21 protein-coding genes are annotated in these 18,696 nt (G+C 36.8%); 5 read left to right on the top strand and 16 right to left on the bottom strand.

The genetic code is table 11. The features are described from left to right. The first annotated feature begins 625 nt into the window (after positions 1-625). From Q1B07_RS11135 to Q1B07_RS11125, 3 genes are all read left to right on the top strand, one after another. Positions 626-961 (top strand): YtrH family sporulation protein, encoded by a 336-nt coding sequence (locus Q1B07_RS11135; protein ID WP_299094471.1) that lies wholly within the window; start codon positions 626-628, stop codon positions 959-961. After that, positions 958-1,461 carry a sporulation membrane protein YtrI gene (ytrI, locus tag Q1B07_RS11130; RefSeq protein WP_299094472.1) on the top strand — a complete coding sequence of 168 codons (504 nt, stop codon included), beginning with the start codon at positions 958-960 and terminating at the stop codon, positions 1,459-1,461. Before Q1B07_RS11135 ends, ytrI begins: the two co-directional genes overlap by 4 nt. A 542-nt stretch (positions 1,462-2,003) precedes the next feature. Next, the gene (locus Q1B07_RS11125) at positions 2,004-2,189 is read left to right on the top strand and encodes a hypothetical protein (RefSeq protein WP_299094473.1); all 186 of its coding nucleotides are present in this window, start codon (positions 2,004-2,006) and stop codon (positions 2,187-2,189) included. Positions 2,190-2,336: 147 nt separating this feature from the next. Here the strand turns inward: Q1B07_RS11125 and Q1B07_RS11120 are convergent, their stop codons facing one another. After that, entirely contained in the window at positions 2,337-3,281 is a 945-nt protein-coding gene (locus tag Q1B07_RS11120; RefSeq protein WP_299094474.1) for a bifunctional oligoribonuclease/PAP phosphatase NrnA, read from the bottom strand. A gap of 167 nt (positions 3,282-3,448) precedes the next feature. Here Q1B07_RS11120 and Q1B07_RS11115 point away from each other — a divergent pair, with 167 nt between their 5' ends. Continuing rightward, positions 3,449-3,748: a YtpI family protein gene (locus Q1B07_RS11115; protein WP_299094475.1), complete on the top strand. Its 300-nt coding sequence runs from the start codon at positions 3,449-3,451 to the stop codon at positions 3,746-3,748. A gap of 26 nt (positions 3,749-3,774) precedes the next feature. On the opposite strand, the gene Q1B07_RS11110 is transcribed toward Q1B07_RS11115, so the two are convergent. The 8 genes from Q1B07_RS11110 to Q1B07_RS11075 all read right to left on the bottom strand — a co-directional run bounded on the left by Q1B07_RS11110 (position 3,775) and on the right by Q1B07_RS11075 (position 11,455). Next, on the bottom strand, positions 3,775-5,091 hold the full coding sequence (locus Q1B07_RS11110) for a CBS domain-containing protein (RefSeq protein WP_299094476.1): 1,317 nt from the start codon (positions 5,089-5,091) through the stop codon (positions 3,775-3,777). A gap of 170 nt (positions 5,092-5,261) precedes the next feature. Continuing rightward, a complete protein-coding gene (locus tag Q1B07_RS11105; RefSeq protein WP_299094477.1) occupies positions 5,262-5,504 on the bottom strand; it encodes a hypothetical protein in 243 nt (80 codons plus the stop codon). A gap of 98 nt (positions 5,505-5,602) precedes the next feature. After that, the gene (locus Q1B07_RS11100) at positions 5,603-6,286 is read right to left on the bottom strand and encodes a metal-dependent hydrolase (protein WP_299094478.1); all 684 of its coding nucleotides are present in this window, start codon (positions 6,284-6,286) and stop codon (positions 5,603-5,605) included. A gap of 138 nt (positions 6,287-6,424) precedes the next feature. Next, positions 6,425-7,546 carry an alanine dehydrogenase gene (ald, locus tag Q1B07_RS11095; protein ID WP_299094479.1) on the bottom strand — a complete coding sequence of 374 codons (1,122 nt, stop codon included), beginning with the start codon at positions 7,544-7,546 and terminating at the stop codon, positions 6,425-6,427. A 139-nt stretch (positions 7,547-7,685) separates the two neighbouring features. After that, complete coding sequence (locus Q1B07_RS11090) at positions 7,686-8,447, bottom strand: SDR family oxidoreductase (RefSeq protein ID WP_299094480.1); 762 nt, start codon at positions 8,445-8,447, stop codon at positions 7,686-7,688. Between the two features lie 202 nt (positions 8,448-8,649). Next, positions 8,650-8,808: a hypothetical protein gene (locus Q1B07_RS11085; RefSeq protein WP_299094481.1), complete on the bottom strand. Its 159-nt coding sequence runs from the start codon at positions 8,806-8,808 to the stop codon at positions 8,650-8,652. 77 nt (positions 8,809-8,885) lie between these two features. Further along, positions 8,886-10,259, bottom strand: coding sequence for an argininosuccinate lyase (gene argH, locus Q1B07_RS11080; protein WP_299094482.1), 1,374 nt, complete (start codon positions 10,257-10,259; stop codon positions 8,886-8,888). Next, entirely contained in the window at positions 10,256-11,455 is a 1,200-nt protein-coding gene (locus Q1B07_RS11075; RefSeq protein WP_299094484.1) for an argininosuccinate synthase, read from the bottom strand. Before Q1B07_RS11075 ends, argH begins: the two co-directional genes overlap by 4 nt. Positions 11,456-11,728: 273 nt before the next feature. Between Q1B07_RS11075 and Q1B07_RS11070 the strand changes: the two genes are divergently transcribed. Continuing rightward, entirely contained in the window at positions 11,729-12,046 is a 318-nt protein-coding gene (locus Q1B07_RS11070; RefSeq protein ID WP_299094486.1) for a hypothetical protein, read from the top strand. A 211-nt stretch (positions 12,047-12,257) separates the two neighbouring features. On the opposite strand, the gene Q1B07_RS11065 is transcribed toward Q1B07_RS11070, so the two are convergent. The 7 genes from Q1B07_RS11065 to Q1B07_RS11035 all read right to left on the bottom strand — a co-directional run bounded on the left by Q1B07_RS11065 (position 12,258) and on the right by Q1B07_RS11035 (position 18,600). After that, positions 12,258-12,770, bottom strand: coding sequence for a MogA/MoaB family molybdenum cofactor biosynthesis protein (locus Q1B07_RS11065; protein ID WP_299094487.1), 513 nt, complete (start codon positions 12,768-12,770; stop codon positions 12,258-12,260). Beyond that, positions 12,763-13,620 (bottom strand): EcsC family protein, encoded by an 858-nt coding sequence (locus Q1B07_RS11060; RefSeq protein ID WP_299094489.1) that lies wholly within the window; start codon positions 13,618-13,620, stop codon positions 12,763-12,765. Before Q1B07_RS11060 ends, Q1B07_RS11065 begins: the two co-directional genes overlap by 8 nt. A 135-nt stretch (positions 13,621-13,755) precedes the next feature. Beyond that, complete coding sequence (locus Q1B07_RS11055; protein WP_299094490.1) at positions 13,756-14,943, bottom strand: acetate kinase; 1,188 nt, start codon at positions 14,941-14,943, stop codon at positions 13,756-13,758. Between the two features lie 383 nt (positions 14,944-15,326). Then, positions 15,327-16,316 carry a class I SAM-dependent methyltransferase gene (locus Q1B07_RS11050; protein WP_299094491.1) on the bottom strand — a complete coding sequence of 330 codons (990 nt, stop codon included), beginning with the start codon at positions 16,314-16,316 and terminating at the stop codon, positions 15,327-15,329. 435 nt (positions 16,317-16,751) lie between these two features. Beyond that, positions 16,752-17,252, bottom strand: coding sequence for a thiol peroxidase (gene tpx, locus Q1B07_RS11045; protein ID WP_299089173.1), 501 nt, complete (start codon positions 17,250-17,252; stop codon positions 16,752-16,754). 131 nt (positions 17,253-17,383) lie between these two features. Beyond that, entirely contained in the window at positions 17,384-17,839 is a 456-nt protein-coding gene (gene ytfJ / locus Q1B07_RS11040) for a GerW family sporulation protein (RefSeq protein WP_299089175.1), read from the bottom strand. A 77-nt stretch (positions 17,840-17,916) separates the two neighbouring features. Next, a complete protein-coding gene (locus Q1B07_RS11035) occupies positions 17,917-18,600 on the bottom strand; it encodes a DUF2953 domain-containing protein (protein ID WP_299089177.1) in 684 nt (227 codons plus the stop codon). Positions 18,601-18,696: the final 96 nt, after the last annotated feature.

Here is an 18,696-nt window from a genome sequence, read left to right as displayed (position 1 = left end):
GAGTTTTTTTGTGTTCTAACAGACTTTTTTTAAAAAAACTATTGACAAAGAGGAATTTATTTAATGCAAAGCTAGTGCATCTAAATAGAACATACTTCCTAAAGGTCGTCCATATACATAAAGTGAGACTTCCATCAGTAAGGATGTACTTTATCCTTACTGGTGGTTAGCGAAACTTATCGGATCTTTAGGGGCAGTAATCCCCACCAATGCTGATTGCTTTTCTTAATTATAAAAGGGATTTTACTGCCCGTTAAGATGGGATAAAGTGAGACTTCCATCAGTAAGGATGTACTTTATCCTTACTGGTGGTTAGCGAAACTTATCGGATCTTTAGGGGCAGTAATCCCCACCAATGCTGATTGCTTTTCTTAATTATAAAAGGGATTTTACTGCCCGTTAAGATGGGATAAAGTGAGACTTCCATCAGTAAGGATGTACTTTATCCTTACTGATGGTTAGCGAGACTTATCGGATCTTTAGGGGCAGTAATCCCCACCAATGCTGATTGCTTTTCATAATTTTAAAAAGGGATTTTACTGCCCGTTAAGATGGGATAAAGTGAGACTTCCATCAGCAGGGGTAACAACCCGTTAAGCTTGGATAAATATAGGAGGATGATGTAATGGAAAACGAAGCCTTTGTTCCGGCTTTTATCCACAGCTATTTTATTGCGCTTGGTGTTATTTTGGGTGGAACACTCATAGGTGCTATAGGAGCCTTTTTAGCTGGTGAACCACCTTTAACGAAAATGTTTATCTTTGCAAATCGTTTAAAGATTTGGGCGCTTGTTGCCGCAATTGGCGGAACATTTGATGCGTTTTACAGCTTTGAACGAGGGATTTTCGAAGGTGAAACGAGAGATATCATCAAACAAGTCTTACTCATTGTCTCAGGTATGGGCGGTGCTCAAACCGGATTGCTGATTATTACTTGGTTAACACAGGAGCACATATCATGAGAATTCCACCACATTACCAACAACCAACATGGCAGCGTTTTTTTGCAGGAGCAGCAATCGGAGCCGTTATTAGCTGGTGTGTTTTTTTATTTATATTTGGTGTGATTCAAGAAAAGCATAGCATCAAGATCGCTGAACAACAAGTAGTAATTGACGAACTAAAAAAGAGTAAAGAGATTTACCAGGAAGAATACACAAAATTAAATAAAGAAGCTCAAAAAAGACTTACAGTACAGGATATTGAAATCAATTTAACAAATGGTGAAAAATATCATTTTCAAGATTTTAGAATAAAAAATATTGAGCGAATGATTGAGGATGATTTATCAGATTTAATTGCAAAGGAGCTTGAGGGCGTTATCTCCAATCATAAGTTAATAAAACGAACGATCGAGAACAGAACATTGCCAATAGACGATAAGGATTATAAGCTTAAAATTACCCATTTTTTTCTATCCACAACGATATATATTGAGGTAGAAATATCATTTTTGAAATAAATTTTTGTAACATCGAATTAGCAGTATGTTGAATGCAACCGATAAGTGGGACATCTGTTTAGAAAAGCGAGTCAACTGGGAGCCTCCTACTGATACACCATAGAGAGAAGACTCCCGGTTCGGATGCTTAATCGTGCGTACACATTAAAAGAAAAACTTGTAGATAAAAATTAATCGCATTTTCAGGTGATCTTCGATAAAATAAAAATAGGGAAAACAAACAAGTGAAAAGCTTTTTCATCTTTAAGAACAATACTGCAGCAGCCGCCTCATCATCCTCGCCTCATGAATAGTAAGCTTTTTCCTTCCAACTTCATAAATATAAAGCATAACCTCGTCAGTATTCACTGCCTAAAGCCATGTATACCGTAAATTTATTTTAATGAAAAATGGAATCTTTGTTTAACTTGCTAAATCCACTTATGAATTACCACCAAACTAATCATGGTTTGACTGAGCTGGCTATTCTATACAGAAAAGGTCAGACTCGTCACATTCAGAAAGGGTGACATTCTAAAAAAAACAAATTGGAGGAGATTTAAATGTATATTATTAATTCAAAAAAATTTGTACAGGAAAAGCTTGAGCATATTAAAAAGGGTTTTTCAGCATATGTTGAATCACCTGAGATTGCACATTTAATAAAAAAGGAAATCCAACTATTGAAACTTGATGTTTACGAAGATGCTACCGACATTGGATTTTGGTTTATCCCAAACAAAGATTAGTAAGCGTTACCAAAACCTCTCAAACTACTATCTCCTTATTTGCTTTTCTCAACATATCTATATAAGCTTATAGCTAACATTTTTACCCCAATATCGAAAAAAGGTTCGGAACCGTTTTGACGAATTCCGAACCACTTACATACCCCTTTATCCGTTAACTTCTTGGCATAGCTCTACTAAATCTTTAAAAAGGTTTTCAGCCTCATCCCAGCTGTAAATCGATGCACCAGATGCTAAAGGATGTCCTCCGCCATCGTATTTTCTCGCTAGCCCGTTAATTACAGGCCCTTTAGATCTTAATCTAACCCTTATTTGATCTTTTTCTTCAACGAAAAACACCCATGCTGTAACACCCTCAATATTCCCAAGAATGCCTACCAGCTGGGAAGCTTCAGAAGGTGAAACCTCATATTCATCTAAAATTGCCTGCGAAATGTTCATTGAAGCTGCTCCTGAAGATGTTAAATTGAAGTTTTGCAGTACATATCCGCTAAGCTTTGCAACATTCCGTTTTGTTTTATACAGTTCGTCATATAAAGGTGCAAACTCAATTCCTTCAGAAATTAATGCACTTGCATAACGGAAGGTCTTTTCCGTAGTGCTTGGAAAAAGGAAACGGCCAGTATCGCCAACAATACCTGCATATAATAATTGTGCCGCTTTTTTTGAAAGAACAAGGCCTTGCTCCCTGCCTTCCAAATATAGTTCATAAATCATTTCACTTGTTGCAGCCGCACTTGTATCAACCCAAAGCAGGTCACCATATTTGTCTTCATTTGGATGGTGATCAATTTTAATGAGCTTTTTCCCATTTTTATAGCGTTGGTCACTTACCCGAGCTTGATTGGCAGTATCACAAACAATAACCAATGCTTCATGATAAACTTCATCCTCAACAAGATCCATTTTATATAGGAACTCCAAGGATGGATCACTTTCCCCTACAACGAGAATTTTTTTATCCGGATAGGAAGCTTTTAATAGTTCAGCTAATCCACATTGGGAACCATATGCATCTGGATCTGGGCGAACATGACGGTGGATAATAATCGTTTCATTTTGACGTATTTCTTTTAAAATTTGTTGTTTCATTTCTATCTCCTTTAATCATCGATATAAGTTATTAAATCATAAAACATCCTATTTAAAAAGAAAGAATAATCAGCAAACAGAAAATGAATACATTTTGTTTAGGTCATGTTAAAATAAGACATGGTAAACAACGAACGTTATTGATTTTAATGCGGAGGTTTCGATATATGCCAGTGTTAGTTGTAATGATTATCATTTCCCTTGCTTTTTACGTTTACTATAAAGTAAAAGCTTATAGATCCCAAAAGCCGATTGAGAAACAATGGATTTCTGCAAAGTCCAGTATTGCCTTAGGAATTTTTGTTGCATCCTTTGGCCTTAATCAGCTATTTTTATATCGATCAAGCATTTCGTTAATCGTGGGGATTATCTTTTTGCTAATTGGACTTGGAAGCAGCTGGGCAGGGTTCCGTGCATACAAGCATTATTTGCCACAAGTGATAAACGAATCCGGGACGCAAAAATAAGAAGAGGCATAGCCTCTTCTATTCTCTTACCTTTCAATTAATTGAACCATCATCATTGCTTTCCCTACTACTGCTCCTTCACTAAATGCTTCAATATCAATTTTTCCAAACTTTCTTCCAACCTCTAGTATTTTCGGATGCAGTTCAAGTACACTTTCCATTTGTACAGGCTTGATGAAGTATATTGTAATATTTTCTACGACAATATCCCCTTTTTTTTGCGCTCTTAAGTAGCGATTTACCGCTTCTGTTACAAGTGTTGTAAAAACACCGTAAGAAATTGTCCCAAGATGGTTTGTCATTTGCGGGCTTACTTCACAGCGAAAAACACTTCCTCGTTTTAGTTCATCATCAATGGTGATAAACTGATTGGTAATAATATCATCAAGCTTTTCACCGATTTGCGGCTGTCGCTGGATCATTTGCAAAGCCTTTAATACATCTTGCCGGCTGATCATCCCTTGCAAACGATTATGTTGATCAACGACTGGAAGCACCTCAATCCCTTCCCAAACCATCATTTGTGCAGAAGAGGCGACAGATGTTTTTCCGGTCACAGTAACAGGGCTTTTCGTCATCACTTTTTCGATCAATGTTGAATGGTCATGCCCCATAATATCCTTTGATGTGACAATTCCTTGTACTTTCATGTTTTGATCGATAACTGGAAATCGCCCATGACCTGTTTCATAATTATATTGATACCAGGTTGATACCGTATCTGTTGTCTTTAGTGTAATCGTTTTTTCTAACGGTGTTAAAATATCTTCAACTTGGACAATTTCCTTTTTTATCAATTGATCATAGATGGCGCGATTAATCATCGTACCTACAGTAAACGTGTCATAGCTTGTTGAGATAATTGGCAATTCTAGATCATCGGCAAGCTTCTTGACATTATCTTCTGTATCAAATCCTCCTGTTATTAAAACGGCTGCACCAGCCTCTAACGCATATTTATGTGCGTTTGTCCGATTTCCGACAATTAATAAGTTGCCTGCTCCTGTATATCGCATCATTGCCTCAAGTTTCATCGCACCGATTACAAATTTATTTAACGTCTTATGCAAGCCCGCTCGTCCACCTAATACTTGTCCATCAACAATATTAACAACCTCAGCATATGTTAATTTCTCAAAGTTTTCCTTTTTCTTCGTTTCAATTCTTATTGTTCCTACACGCTCAATTGTACTAACATAGCCTTTACTTTCAGCTTCTTTAATCGCCCGATACGCTGTCCCTTCACTCACGTTGATTTCCTTAGCAATTTGCCGTACCGAAATTTTTTCACCAACTGGAAGTGAGTTAATATATTGTAAAATTTGCTCGTGCTTTGTAGCCAAGCCGCATCACCCTTTTTATAAAATGAAACTACCAGCCTAAGAGGCATTCTGCTCTCCAAAGCTAGTTGCCTTTATTTATCGAACCTTTACAGGCGTAATTTCTGCCTGTATTTAGTATGATAAATTGCCTATTCTTCCACTTTTAATTATAAGGGTGGCGCTTTTTTTTATCAACGCGCTGTTTGGCGTACTCTTTTTCGTTGACGATTTCGATCAAAAACTGGTTGCTGTTTACCCACTGCTTTTTTAGGTTGATATAAGTAATGTGCGAAATTTCCTCCAATCACAAAAATCGCTAAACATAACCAACTCATTAAAAACACGGTTTGCATTTGATCGCCTGACATTGTGATTTGCTGTAATCCCCCAAAAAGCATTACTAAGGCTATTAATGCATACAGTAAGTTTTTCAACCTGAAATCATCCTTTCACTTCATTTATTACCATATCATATGCATGTACGAGAAAAAAAAGAAGCGAATGACCACAATCATCCACTTCTATCTATGACTTATTTTAGCTCCAGTATTTCTCCTACCTTTAAAGGAATACCTACACCTTCTGGAAGCATATTTGCAAACGCTTTAGGATCTTGTTTTATTGCAGGAAATGTATCGTAATGGATCGGCACAACCTTTTTTGCTTTGAGCCATAAGGCAGCATCTACTGCATCCTCCGGCCCCATTGTTAGATTATCCCCAATCGGTAAAAAGGCTACATCAATTTCATTTCGCTCACCAATCATCTTCATATCTGAAAACAGCGCCGTATCACCAGCATGATAAATTGTTTTTCCCTCTGCTGTAAATAGTACTCCTGAAGGCATCCCGGTATAGATCACTGTGCCATCTTGTTCCTGATAGCTTGACCCATGAAACGCTTGTGTCAGCTTTACTTTACCAAAGTCAAATTGGTAAGCCCCGCCTAAATTCATTGGGTGAATATTAATATCATTTTTCCCTATGTATACAGCTAACTCGTATGGAGCAATGACTAATGCGTTATTTTTCTTCGCAATCTCAACCGTGTCCCCGACATGATCATTATGACCATGTGTTAAGATTATCACATCAACTTCAAGGTCACCAACATTCAAATCAGTTAGTTCATTTCCATTAATAAACGGGTCAATGATAATCTTTTTATTTTCGGATAAAATTTTCACAACAGAATGACCATGATAAGAAACTTGCATTGAAATTTACACCTGCTCTCCTAAATTTTTAACCTTTCATAGAAAATTTTACCGTAATTTTTATTTATTTAAAACAAAAAAGGCCTGACTGGTGAATTATTGACAGACCTTTATAGATTCTTTTGAATAATCTTATGCCTATACCCCAAGAAGTAAAGTTCGTGCATCTGAAAAGGATAAGCCATGAGCCTCTGCTACCGCTTCATAGGTTACGTATCCATTCAATGTGTTAATTCCTTTTAATAATGCCTCATTTTCCAAGCACGCTTTTTTATAACCCTTCGTGGCGATCTGAACGGCATATGGAACTGTTACATTTGTTAAAGCAAACGTAGAAGTTCGCGGAACCGCACCAGGCATATTCGCAACTGCATAATGTAAAACTCCATGCTTTTCATATGTCGGATTATCATGAGTCGTTATTTTATCCGTTGTTTCAAATATACCGCCTTGGTCAATCGCGATATCAACGATAACAGATCCGTTGGTCATTGAACGGACGACCTCTTCAGATACAAGCTTTGGTGCTTTAGCCCCGGGAATTAACACTGCCCCAATCACTAAATCAGATTCTGATACAGATTCAGCAATGTTGAGAGGATTTGACATAAGTGTTGAAATGTCTTTTCCAAAAATATCATCCAGTTGTCTTAACCGCTCTGGATTGACGTCCAGAATTGTTACCTCTGCGCCTAATCCTACCGCTATTTTTGCTGCATTTGTTCCAGCAACTCCCCCGCCGATAATAGTTACTTTGCCTCTTCTCGTACCTGGTACTCCAGCTAATAAAATTCCCTTGCCTCCTTTTGGCTTCTCTAAAAATTGCGCACCTATTTGGGAGGCCATTCTGCCAGCAACTTCACTCATTGGTGTAAGTAGCGGAAGGGAACCATTTGCAAGCTGAACGGTTTCATAGGCAATGGCAATCACTTTATGATCAATTAATGCTACAGTCAATTCAGGCTCTGGGGCTAAATGTAAATACGTAAATAAAATAAGTCCTTCCCGAAAATAGCCATATTCTTCTTTTAATGGTTCTTTTACCTTCATAACCATATCCATCGCCCACGCTTGCTGAGCTGTTTTTACGATTTTTGCACCAGCCTCAATATACTCTTCATCTGTAAACCCCGAACCAAGTCCTGCATTTTTTTCGATATAAACCTCATGTCCTGAACTAACGAGATGAAAAGCACCTGCAGGGGTCATCGCTACACGGTTTTCATTATTTTTTATCTCTGCAGGAATACCAATTTTCATAGTAAGTCCTCCTTACTCATCATCTTTTCAAACTTGTGTCCTTATCAGTATTACCGTAATTTATCATATGATTACGAAAACAGACAGGTCCTGGGAGTTTAAAAAAATAATTCAGATTGAGTGGACATAGATGAGATCCTCAAACATGAAAACGATGGATAACATTTGCTCCGCCTGTTACTTCAATAATAGAACCAGTGATCATGTCTGAATTTTCTTCGCACAAAAAAGCAATGGTTCTTGCAATATCTTCTCCTGTTCCCGAACGTCCAATTGGTGTGTTTTGATCGGTCATTTCCCTGGAATCTTCAATAGTTGCTTCCTTCATCTCTCCCACAATATTTCCTGGACAAATCATATTGGCGGTGATCCCATGTTCAGCTTCTTCTATGCTTATTGATTTTGTTAAGGATACTAATCCAACCTTTGCGGCACTAAAGGCGGATCGATGAAGCCAGCCAGGTGATGTTGCAGCTCCTTGAAAACCGTATGTAATAATCCGTCCGTAATTTTGCTTACGCATAATCGGAACAACTTTTTTAAACAAATGAAAAACAGAGCTTAAATTTCCTTCGATCATTTGATACCATTCTTCATCTGTATAATCAGCCAACTTTTTTCTTTCGAATATGTAAGGGCCAGCATTATTAATTAAGCAATCTATTCTTCCGAATTGTTCAAGTGATTGATCAATCATCTTCGAAAGATCTTCTTTTTTTGTTACATCCGCTTGAACAAAGTGAAGACGATCTTGAAAATGTGAGAACTTAGCCTGAAATTCCTTGACGGCACTTGTATCTTTTCGATAACTCACCGTAACAGAAAAACCATTTTTCAAAAATTCCTCTGTTACCTTCTTACCTAAGCCTTTTGAGCCTGCCGTAATAAGGGCATGTCGCACGATCATTTCCTCCTCATATAACTTGTCCTTATGTATAGAGCTATCCCTTTCATCTTTAACATTCTGATAATAACAATTTTTTGTCTCTATTGTGATAATAACATATCCATTTTACAATAATCTGTTTGAAACCTTCATATTTCTTCTATATTTAAAACAAAAAACCTCCAAACACATTATTGGTGTTTGGAGGTCTAATCGGTTAGCCATTCCTTATTTCGAAGTGCTCTTGGAGGAAATTTTGTTCATATTGCTGTTCAACTACCCCGCTGGAATAGGCATCCGTTATTTGCTTCATCGTTTCCTCTTCGCCTAAATGATCGTAGTAGTAAGTCTGCCTTGTTACTCTTTTTTTATACAACACGTTCAGCTCCTTAATCTCTTTTTTGCTCGCGTTTAGTGTTTCTGAAATTAAGAAGCTTATTCCATTTTGAACGTTTATTTAAACGTTGCTTTTGCCTTATCAATTGCTTTTCGAACCACATCAAATCCGGTACCGCCGGCGCTCATACGTTTTCTCACTGCTTCAAAAGGATTGATGACTTCATATAAATCTTCTTCAAACAGCTCAGAAGCTTGTTTATACTGTTCAAAAGGTAAATCCTTTAAATAAATACCTGATTGAATACATTTGTAGACAAGTGTGCCAACAACCTCATGCGCTTCTCTGAATGGCATTCCTTTTGTAGAGAGATAATCTGCTAATTCTGTTGCATTTGAGAAATCTTCTTTGGTTGCCTTTTCCATCTTATCCTTATTTACTTTTAATGTATTGATCATACCGATAAAGATCTGGAGGCTTCCTTCAATCGTTTTTACCGTATCAAACATACCCTCTTTATCTTCTTGAAGGTCTTTATTATATGCCAAAGGAAGTCCCTTTAGAATCGTCAATAAAGACATTAAATTCCCATAGACTCTCCCTGTTTTCCCTCTAATTAACTCTGCCATATCGGGATTTTTTTTCTGTGGCATGATGCTGCTTCCTGTTGCATATGTGTCATCGAGCTCAATAAATTGAAACTCTTGAGAGCACCATAAAATAATCTCTTCACAGAAACGTGATAAATGCATCATTAATAATGAACTATTGCTAAGGAATTCAATGATAAAATCACGATCACTAACACCGTCTAAGCTATTTTCGTAAATTCCATCAAACTCAAGCTTTTCAGCTGTATACTTACGGTCAATCGGAAAGGTAGTACCCGCAAGTGCAGCACTGCCTAAGGGAGAAAGATTAATACGCTTCAGTGATTCCTGAAATCGCTGTTTATCACGATCCAGCATCCAGAAATACGCCATTAAATGATGGGCAAATGAAATCGGTTGTGCCCGTTGAAGATGGGTATAACCTGGTAAAATCGTTTCTACATGCTTGTCAGCCTGTTCTATAAGAGCATTTTGGAGCCCTTCAATCAATTCAATAACCATTGCTACATGTTTACGTAAATACAAATGCATATCAGTAGCAACCTGATCGTTACGACTTCTTCCAGTATGTAGCTTTCCACCAACAGGTCCAATTTCATCAATTAACATTTTTTCGATATTTAGGTGAATATCTTCATAGTTAACAGAAAAGGTAAGTTCATTCTTTTTGGCCTTTTCTAAAAGAGATGTTAAGCCTTTTGTAATTTGTTCTGCTTCATCTTTGCTGATGATGCCGCACTTGCCAAGCATATCGACATGTGCAAGACTTCCTGTGATGTCTTCCTCAACTAATTCCTGATCAAAATGGATGGATGCTCCGAACTCATCCACCCATTGTTCAGGGGTTTTTTGGAAGCGTCCACCCCAAAGTTTTTTCATACTTCCACCTTCTTGTTTTTTACCATGCTGTTTACTTTTGTTGGCAGTCCAAATAATTCAATAAATCCGATTGCTGCATTGTGATCAAATGCATCGTCTTTAGTATATGTCGCAAGTTTTTCATCATATAAAGAATACTCAGATTTTCTTCCTTCTACAATAGCATGCCCTTTAAATAGTTTTACACGCACTGTTCCTGTTACATATGTTTGAGTTTCCTTTAAGAAAGCATGTAAAGCAGTCTTTAGAGGAGAGAACCAAAGTCCGTTATAAATAAGCTCTGCAAGTTTTTGCTCGATTACCGGTTTGAAATGAGCTACTTCTTTTACTAATGTTAAGTCTTCTAGCTCTTTATGTGCTTTAATAAGTGTCATTGCACCCGGGCACTCATATACTTCACGAGATTTGATACCCACAAGTCTATTTTCAACATGATCAATACGTCCCACACCGTGCTTTCCTGCGATTTCATTTAGCTTCAAGATCAATTCATGAAGCGGATATGCTTGATCATTGATTTTTACAGGAACACCTTTTTCGAAATGAATTTCAATAATATCAGCTTGATCAGGCGTTTTTTCCAATGGTGCTGTTAAATCATATGCACCTTCTGGAGGAGCTGCCCATGGATCTTCAAGGACACCGCACTCATTGCTTCTTCCCCATAGGTTTTGATCAATTGAATAAGGGCTATCTAAGTTGATTGGAATTGGAATACCATGCTTTGCCGCATATTCGATTTCTTCTTCACGTGACCAACCCCATTCTCTTACTGGAGCAAGCACTTCAAGATCTGGATTTAATGCTTTAATTGAAACTTCAAAACGAACTTGGTCATTTCCTTTTCCAGTACATCCGTGCGCAATCGCTACTGCATTTTCTTTTTCAGCAATCTCAACAAGTTTCTTTGCAATTAACGGACGAGATAATGCAGAAACTAGCGGATATTTTCCTTCATATAATGTATGAGCTTGTAAAGCAACTAACGCAAAGTCATTAGCAAACTCTTCTTTCGCATCAATCATATATGATTCAATCGCTCCAACTTGAAGAGCTTTTTGCTGAACAAATGCTGTATCTTTCCCTTCACCTACATCAAGGCACGCTGCTACAACATCATACCCTTTCTCTTGTAACCATTTAATTGCAACAGAGGTATCTAATCCTCCAGAATAAGCTAACACAACTTTCTTCATCTATTTGTTCCTCCTCGGTTGTATAAACATGAATATATGTTAATAAAAATACATTTTCTTTATAGGTAACACTTTACCAACTGCGCCCTATTTCGTCAATAGAAAAATGCATATTTTCACAGAATCTTTGTATAAAAATTAACGCATATGAATGAATAGCCAAATTCAGTTATATTGTGTGAATATTCAAACACATAAAAGCTATAAAGTGCGGTAGTTCTTACCTATGGAATGTTGTAAAATCTAATAAAACATGTTTCGGGAGGAAATGAAATGAACGATTACTTTATCTATGACTCTAGACTAAAAATAAAGATTCCCAAATTAACAAAGCCATGGGAATTGTATAGTGGATATATTCAAAATAGCATTTTAACCGAATGGGAAAAAATTCGCGGCGGAATACCTGATCGTATAGCTGAGCTAGAGCATGAAATTAATAGGAAACAAAATGAACTTAATCTTGAGGAGGATTTTCCTCATTCTTGTAAATTAAATGAAGAAATCTCTGAACTTGCCTCCATCATTAACGACCTTTGGATATGGTTTAGAACAACACAGTATATATCAATTGAAAAAGTTCACAATTAAGAAAAGTGCAAGCGCCTGTCTAGAGTAAATAAGGCGCTCATAAATTGACTATTCATGAGCGCCTTGGACCCTAGAGAGGCTGGGGGCTTGCGCTAGACACAAAAACTAATTAAAAATATTATGCTTGGCACAGACCTTCTGTTTTACTTTTTATATAATAGAGGAAGAGTGGAAGCAATCGGCAAATAACCAATTTTTTTATTGATAAAATCTATAAGTCTTTTCTTATTTCTCTTATGACATGTCCTAATTCAGGGATAATCAGTTTTTCCATTGCTAGTTTTACAGCTCCTGAAGAACCCGGCATAGCAAAAACAGCTGTATTCATTGAAACACCTGCGATCGCTCTACTTAAAATGGCTGCAGAGCCAATATCCTCTGTATAGCTAAGTATACGGAAAATTTCACCGAAGCCCGGTATTTCTTTTTCAATAATTGATTGAACTGCTTCGATGGTGACATCTCTTTTGGCAATCCCTGTTCCTCCATTTGTAAGTACCACATCGATGCCTCGGGCTTCACAGCCTTTTAAGACGGAGCTTCGAATCAAAATTTTTTCATCTTTTACAATTTCATAACCAGCCACATGATGTCCATGCTCCTCCAACAATTTCATTATCAGCTTCCCGCTTTTATCTGTTTCTTCCGTTCGAGTGTCACTGATCGTGATGACTTTACACTTCACTGAATGAGGAGCTTCAAGCTTATGTTCAATACTACTCATCATAAAGACCTCCTGCAATATTTTTCTCGCTTATTAATCGGTACTGATAAAATTTATTAGCAAAATCCGTTACTTGACGAGTCAGCTGATAATTTGCACCTGCACCAATCATAATGCTAATGAGAGGAAGTCCGGCGACAAGTCTTCTTTTAAAAAGAGAGATCACGGAAAGCTTTGCAATTTGCTTTAAGAGAAATTCTAAGCTTTGTGAGTTAACCAGGTCATCATTCCCTTCATAAAAATAGGACATCATATTATCTGACGTCAGCTCCTCCTTCAAATCAAGCCATGCTTTATATTGCAGATGCTTCGGCATTAATGATGCATGATAAACCTTTAAAGAGGTCATCATTTCATAAGGATTCGATATTTCATATCCGTAACACATTGACACCATTTGAATCGATCGTAAATTAAGAATTGTTTGAACCGGTATATCAATACCCGTCAAAAGAAGACCGCCGGTACCAGTTATCCCACCTTGCAAAAAAGAATAAAGGCGGTGTTTTGATGTTTGAAGGTCAGCTAAATAATGAAGCTGATCGATTGGCAGCTTATGTAAATCACTAAAATCTATAATGTCTTCATTCAATGCTTTTGCTGATAACAGGATTTGTTTTTTTGCATCCTGTTGAACAAAGGAGCTTTGAATAAAAGAGTGGAGATGAAATAAACTTGCATCCAACTTCTTAAAAAATAACCGTTTCATCGAATCAGGTATTTCATTAAGTTTATGATTCATCCATCTATCAAATGTGCGTTGAAAATCCGTTCGAAGATCATTCTGCAACTCACTTTCCCACAACATGATCTCATCTAAAATTGCTCTCTCGCGTATTGAATCGATCATCCTAACGTCTCCTTTATTCTATGATAAGTTGATCCAGCTTAACGGATAATAATGCCTCTGAATAAAGTCTCTCTTTATCATAACACAAAAAGACAGCCGATTTCTTCCCGGCTGTCTTTTAATCCAATCACTGTATTACTTTGCTATGCGTAAAACATCACGTGCAATCATAACCTCTTCATTTGTAGGGATCACTAATACCTTTACTGGTGAATGCGGATAGCTGATATAGGCTTCCTCACCACGTACTTTATTAAGGGCTGGATCCCAATAAATCCCCATAAACTCTAGGCCTTTTAATACACGTTCACGGATTTCTATACTATTTTCACCGATACCTGCAGTGAAGATTATCGCGTCTACACCTGACATTCTTGCTGCATAAGAACCAATATATTTGTGAATACGGCTCGCAAATACTTCAAGAGCAATTTTAGCTCTTTCATTACCTTCATTTGCAGCTTGTGTAATATCACGAAGGTCACTTGAAAGTCCTGATACACCTAAAATCCCACTCTTTTTATTTAAGATATCAAGTACTTCATCTGCTGACTTTCCTGTTTTCTCCATGATAAACGGAATGAGTGCTGGGTCAATGTTTCCTGATCGAGTCCCCATCGCAACTCCTGCAAGCGGCGTAAAGCCCATAGAAGTGTCAATTGATTTTCCACCCTCGATTGCTGCGATACTTGCACCGTTACCTAAATGACAAGAAATCAAACGAAGATGTTCAATTGGTCTGCCCAAAATTTCTGCTGCCCGCTCTGAAACATATTTATGTGAAGTTCCGTGGAATCCATATTTACGAATCCCAAAGTTTTCATAGTATTCATATGGAAGACTATATAAGAATGATTGCTCTGGCATTGTTTGGTGGAAAGCTGTATCAAATACTGCAACAGCTTCAACATTTGGCAATACCTCTTTAAAAGCTTTAATCCCAACAACGTTAGCTGGATTATGAAGCGGCGCTAATTCAGATAGATCTTCAATCTGTTTTAGGGTTTCATCTGTAATTAGTGCTGAATCATTAAATACTTCCCCACCATGTACAACCCTGTGGCCAATTCCTTCAATCTCATCTAAAGACTTAATTATACCTAAATCGGTTAATTTAGATAAAAGAATTTTTACTGCCACGGCGTGATCAGGAATATCTGAAATTTCTTTTTGATTTTCCCCATTTACTGAAATCGAAAATATCGAATCTTTTAGACCGATTCTTTCTACTAATCCTTTCGTTAATACTGTTTCGCTAGGCATATCAAAAAGTTGAAATTTCAATGATGAACTACCAGCATTAATTGCAATAATTTTTGCCATTCTGTTACTCTCCTTTTTGTCCGTTCCAACTGTAAATACATAATGTCGCTTATAAAAACAGTAAGACGCGATTCTTCCTTTATTTATTGTTATTGTCATACAATATTTATTATTTAACAGCTAGACATTTAGCTTTTTTATTACCTATTATTCTTTGCAAAAAGCTTTCGATTATTATCTGCCTTTTCCATTTAAACACTGCCATTTCAACATTTCAAGAACTTGATTTAATTGTTATCGTTTACAGGTAAAAGTCTTATTATTCTAAAAATTTTGCCATCTGGAAGACAACAAATTCTTCGTGCTTCCCTTTCGAATAAAGCTAAAAATCCCCATAAAAAAAGAGGCCTATATAGCCTCTTATCCATCCGTTCATTTCCTTCCTATTTATTTTCCTTAAACCACTGGTCAATTTGCTTCATAATCGAATTCATTGCTTCTTTATTAGAGAATTTAGGTAATTCAACTAACATTGCCTGCTTCGGCGGTTTACTTGTTTCACCCTTCTTTTGGACGATTAAGATGCTTTTTCCATGCTTTTCATCTTTAAATAAGGATAAAGGCAACTGAATAAATCCTTGGATGATGGCAGTCTTTCTTAAATATTGATTAAGCTTAGGTGCTTCTTTTGTATCAAATAGAGAATTAGGAACAATAAAAAATAAGTAGCCATCTTCTTTCACATGGTTTATGCTCTGTTCAATGAATAAATGGTGAGAATAGGAATGGCCTTCATCTGCCCTGAGTTCATACCTTAAAGCCTCCACGTCATTAGGATAATACCCTACAGGCAGGTCGCATACAACGATATCAACCGGGTCAATCAACAACCGTTCCAAGCTATCTTGATTAAAAAATTGTACGGGATGTTCCTGAAGATTTGCACTAATATACGCTAATTTAATAAGCAAATCATCTACTTCTACTCCATAACTATCAACCTGTTTATTTGAGAGATAATTTATGATCGTTGTAAGCAAATTACCCGTCCCAACAGCAGGATCTAAAATGGAAATGTTCTTTTGATTACTTACAAATTTGCTGACCAAATAGCCGAGGAAGATCCCAATCGTATCTGGTGTCATTTGATGGTTAGGATGTGCCGCTTCTTTTAACCCTTTTAAGATCGCCAGCTGGTACGCCTTGCGAATTTCTTCTTTATTTAATGCACTGATTTGAATTGCTTCATATTTCCGTTTCAAGCTTTTTTGTGTGATCTCACTAAGACCTTCCTGCAAAATAGATCCTTGAAACAGATTATCTCCCGTTTCAGAAACTGCCTCTATGTAAGTCATTTGACATTCTTTTGCGATAAGCTCCGCTGTTTCATTTATAACTGCAAACAAATTTTCTATTTTTGAAACTGTTTTCATCCTCATCCTCCTCGCCGTAATACTCTATCCATTTTAGACATTGTATAAAAAAAGCGCAAGGCGCCTGCCTATCGGCGACAAGCATAAGGCGAACAGGAATAGAAGGTGTACTTTACCTTCAATTCCTGTTTGACTTATGACCTCGAGCCGATGGCGCCTGGAGCTAGATTCAGAAACGCAAGCTATGTTAAGAAAATATATAAATTCTGATATTATAAGAAAAGCGCAAGCGCCTTGAACAGCCTAGGGCAAATAAGACGCTCATGAATAGAAGGCGTTCTTTGCCTTCAATTCATGAGGGGCTAGACCCTAGAGGGGCTAGGCGCTGGAGCTGATACGTGAGAGCTTATCCACAGTTCACGAAATTTTATAATTTACGCTAAACAAAAAATAAGACTGCCATAATGGCAGTCTTACACACAACTTGTTTCTTTTTTATTGGGCAGCTTTGGCAGCTTCAATTGCCGCTTCATAATTCGGATGGTTTGTTGCTTCACTGACATATTCTACATATGTTACCTTGTCATTTGCATCAACAACAAATACAGCACGAGCTAATAAACGCAATTCTTTAATATGAACGCCATATGCTTCAGCAAAAGAAAGATCACGATGGTCAGAAAGTGTTTGAACATTTTCTAAGCCATTTGAAGCACACCATCTTTTTTGGGCAAATGGTAAGTCCACACTAATGGTTAAAACCTCAACATTGTCCAACTTTGACGCATCTTCATTAAAGCGACGTGTTTGTGCATCACAAACTCCAGTATCAATTGAAGGGACAACAGAAATTAAACGAACCTTCCCTTTTGAATTTGAAAGGGTAACTTCAGATAAATCGTTTGCTAGTACTGTAAAATCAGGTGCTGTATCACCAACTTTTACTTCATTCCCTAATAACGTAACAGGATTATTCTTAAACGTAATTGAAGCCATACCAAATTCCTCCTTTTAATTATGTACAGTGTAAATATAGCCTAGCTTTTAAGATTTATCAAATGTTTTGACCAATTAATCATGAACTTCTTTCCTAACATCATACAAAAAAATAACTGCCTCAGTGGCAGTTAAAAGTCTAAATCTTGTTTTTGCTGGTGTTGTTCTTGTGAATTTTCATTATTGCTTTTATCTTTATTTTTCTTGAACATACCCTGTATTTTTTCAACTGTTTGCGGTGCTGCTTCTAATATTTTTTCATATAAATGTGTGCTTTTGTCTAAATGAAGCATTTTAACACCTGTTGATGAAACAATTAAAAATGCTATTGGAGTTATCGATACTCCGCCACCGCTTCCTCCGCCAAAAGGAAGCTTCGAAGCTTTCTGGTCACCGCCGTTTTCGCCGGCATTTCCATTGAACTCACTACCGCCAGCCGCAAATCCAAATCCTACTTTTGATACTGTTAAGATGACACTTCCGTCTGGGGTTTCTACTGGATCACCTATGATGGTATTCACATCAATCATTTCTTTTAGGTTTTCCATTGCAGTTTTCATAAGTCCTTGAATAGGATGATCACTCATGTTATGTAGCCTCCTTGTCTTAATAACAATATTTAACCGGTCGTACTCATTCCATACTTAAAAGGCAAGCCGCTTGTTTAGTTTGTAAAAAATGAAAATGGCTTTGATTTTAACTTCGGAAGGCCGCCTTTCCAATATTTAATGAATTGAATACCTGCGAACATAGCTTGCCCGATTTGAAACTGAAAAATACATTGGAATTTCGTTCTTGAACAGAATCGGTTAAAATCTGGAGTAATTGTAACGATAGGAGTTGTTTTAAACTTCATATATTGGCCGATTAATCCAATAACACCGCCTTTAATCGTCCATGCTGCTCCTGTTAATATACCAGTATGTGCTGCATCTCCGATTCCGAATTGAGAATGCCATTCTAATTTTTTTATTTTAATTTTCCGTAAAAACCTTCGAATGATTCTATTCATTCCGATAATATGCTGAGCAATCTCCTTTATATCACTCATGATGGTTAGTATATCATCAGGAGATATTTTATCTTCTTTTTCCATCACCTTTTTATCTTTATTTTCACTTCCTGCTTTTTGATCTTGCTTAATAACCAAATTTGGTCCATCATCGTCGATCTTCACTAACGGTATATCAATGGTATAGCGTATTAATCCAAACCATGCGCGAATTTTTATTTTAAACTGATCATTATCTCCAGTATGGTTAAAGTCTAAGGTTATCGTAAGTTTTGTAAAAATAAGAAGAAAAAAGAGCAAAAGGACAAAAAGTATAATGATCATGATCCAAAACACGGTTTTCACACCCTTTCAATCTACCATTATCACCTCTCTAAAACGAAATTAAACCTGTTGTATTCAATATTAAATTTAAAAAACATCAAAAAAGCC

Source organism: uncultured Metabacillus sp. (assembly GCF_947503125.1).
Classification (GTDB): domain Bacteria; phylum Bacillota; class Bacilli; order Bacillales; family Bacillaceae; genus Metabacillus.
Note: the sequence above shows the minus strand (reverse complement) of the source record. Positions and strands in the feature narration are given on the sequence as shown.

What these genes read in the sequence shown, in the direction of transcription:
- Q1B07_RS11135 (WP_299094471.1), top strand. Translation starts at nt 626, where the DNA reads ATGGAAAACGAAGCCTTTGTTCCGGCTTTTATCCACAGCTATTTTATT.
- ytrI (WP_299094472.1), top strand. Translation starts at nt 958, where the DNA reads ATGAGAATTCCACCACATTACCAACAACCAACATGGCAGCGTTTTTTT.
- Q1B07_RS11125 (WP_299094473.1), top strand. Translation starts at nt 2,004, where the DNA reads ATGTATATTATTAATTCAAAAAAATTTGTACAGGAAAAGCTTGAGCAT.
- Q1B07_RS11120 (WP_299094474.1), bottom strand. Translation starts at nt 3,281, where the DNA reads ATGAAACAACAAATTTTAAAAGAAATACGTCAAAATGAAACGATTATT.
- Q1B07_RS11115 (WP_299094475.1), top strand. Translation starts at nt 3,449, where the DNA reads ATGCCAGTGTTAGTTGTAATGATTATCATTTCCCTTGCTTTTTACGTT.
- Q1B07_RS11100 (WP_299094478.1), bottom strand. Translation starts at nt 6,286, where the DNA reads ATGCAAGTTTCTTATCATGGTCATTCTGTTGTGAAAATTTTATCCGAA.
- ald (WP_299094479.1), bottom strand. Translation starts at nt 7,546, where the DNA reads ATGAAAATTGGTATTCCTGCAGAGATAAAAAATAATGAAAACCGTGTA.
- argH (WP_299094482.1), bottom strand. Translation starts at nt 10,259, where the DNA reads ATGAAAAAACTTTGGGGTGGACGCTTCCAAAAAACCCCTGAACAATGG.
- Q1B07_RS11075 (WP_299094484.1), bottom strand. Translation starts at nt 11,455, where the DNA reads ATGAAGAAAGTTGTGTTAGCTTATTCTGGAGGATTAGATACCTCTGTT.
- Q1B07_RS11070 (WP_299094486.1), top strand. Translation starts at nt 11,729, where the DNA reads ATGAACGATTACTTTATCTATGACTCTAGACTAAAAATAAAGATTCCC.
- Q1B07_RS11065 (WP_299094487.1), bottom strand. Translation starts at nt 12,770, where the DNA reads ATGAGTAGTATTGAACATAAGCTTGAAGCTCCTCATTCAGTGAAGTGT.
- Q1B07_RS11060 (WP_299094489.1), bottom strand. Translation starts at nt 13,620, where the DNA reads ATGATCGATTCAATACGCGAGAGAGCAATTTTAGATGAGATCATGTTG.
- Q1B07_RS11055 (WP_299094490.1), bottom strand. Translation starts at nt 14,943, where the DNA reads ATGGCAAAAATTATTGCAATTAATGCTGGTAGTTCATCATTGAAATTT.
- Q1B07_RS11050 (WP_299094491.1), bottom strand. Translation starts at nt 16,316, where the DNA reads ATGAAAACAGTTTCAAAAATAGAAAATTTGTTTGCAGTTATAAATGAA.
- tpx (WP_299089173.1), bottom strand. Translation starts at nt 17,252, where the DNA reads ATGGCTTCAATTACGTTTAAGAATAATCCTGTTACGTTATTAGGGAAT.
- ytfJ (WP_299089175.1), bottom strand. Translation starts at nt 17,839, where the DNA reads ATGAGTGATCATCCTATTCAAGGACTTATGAAAACTGCAATGGAAAAC.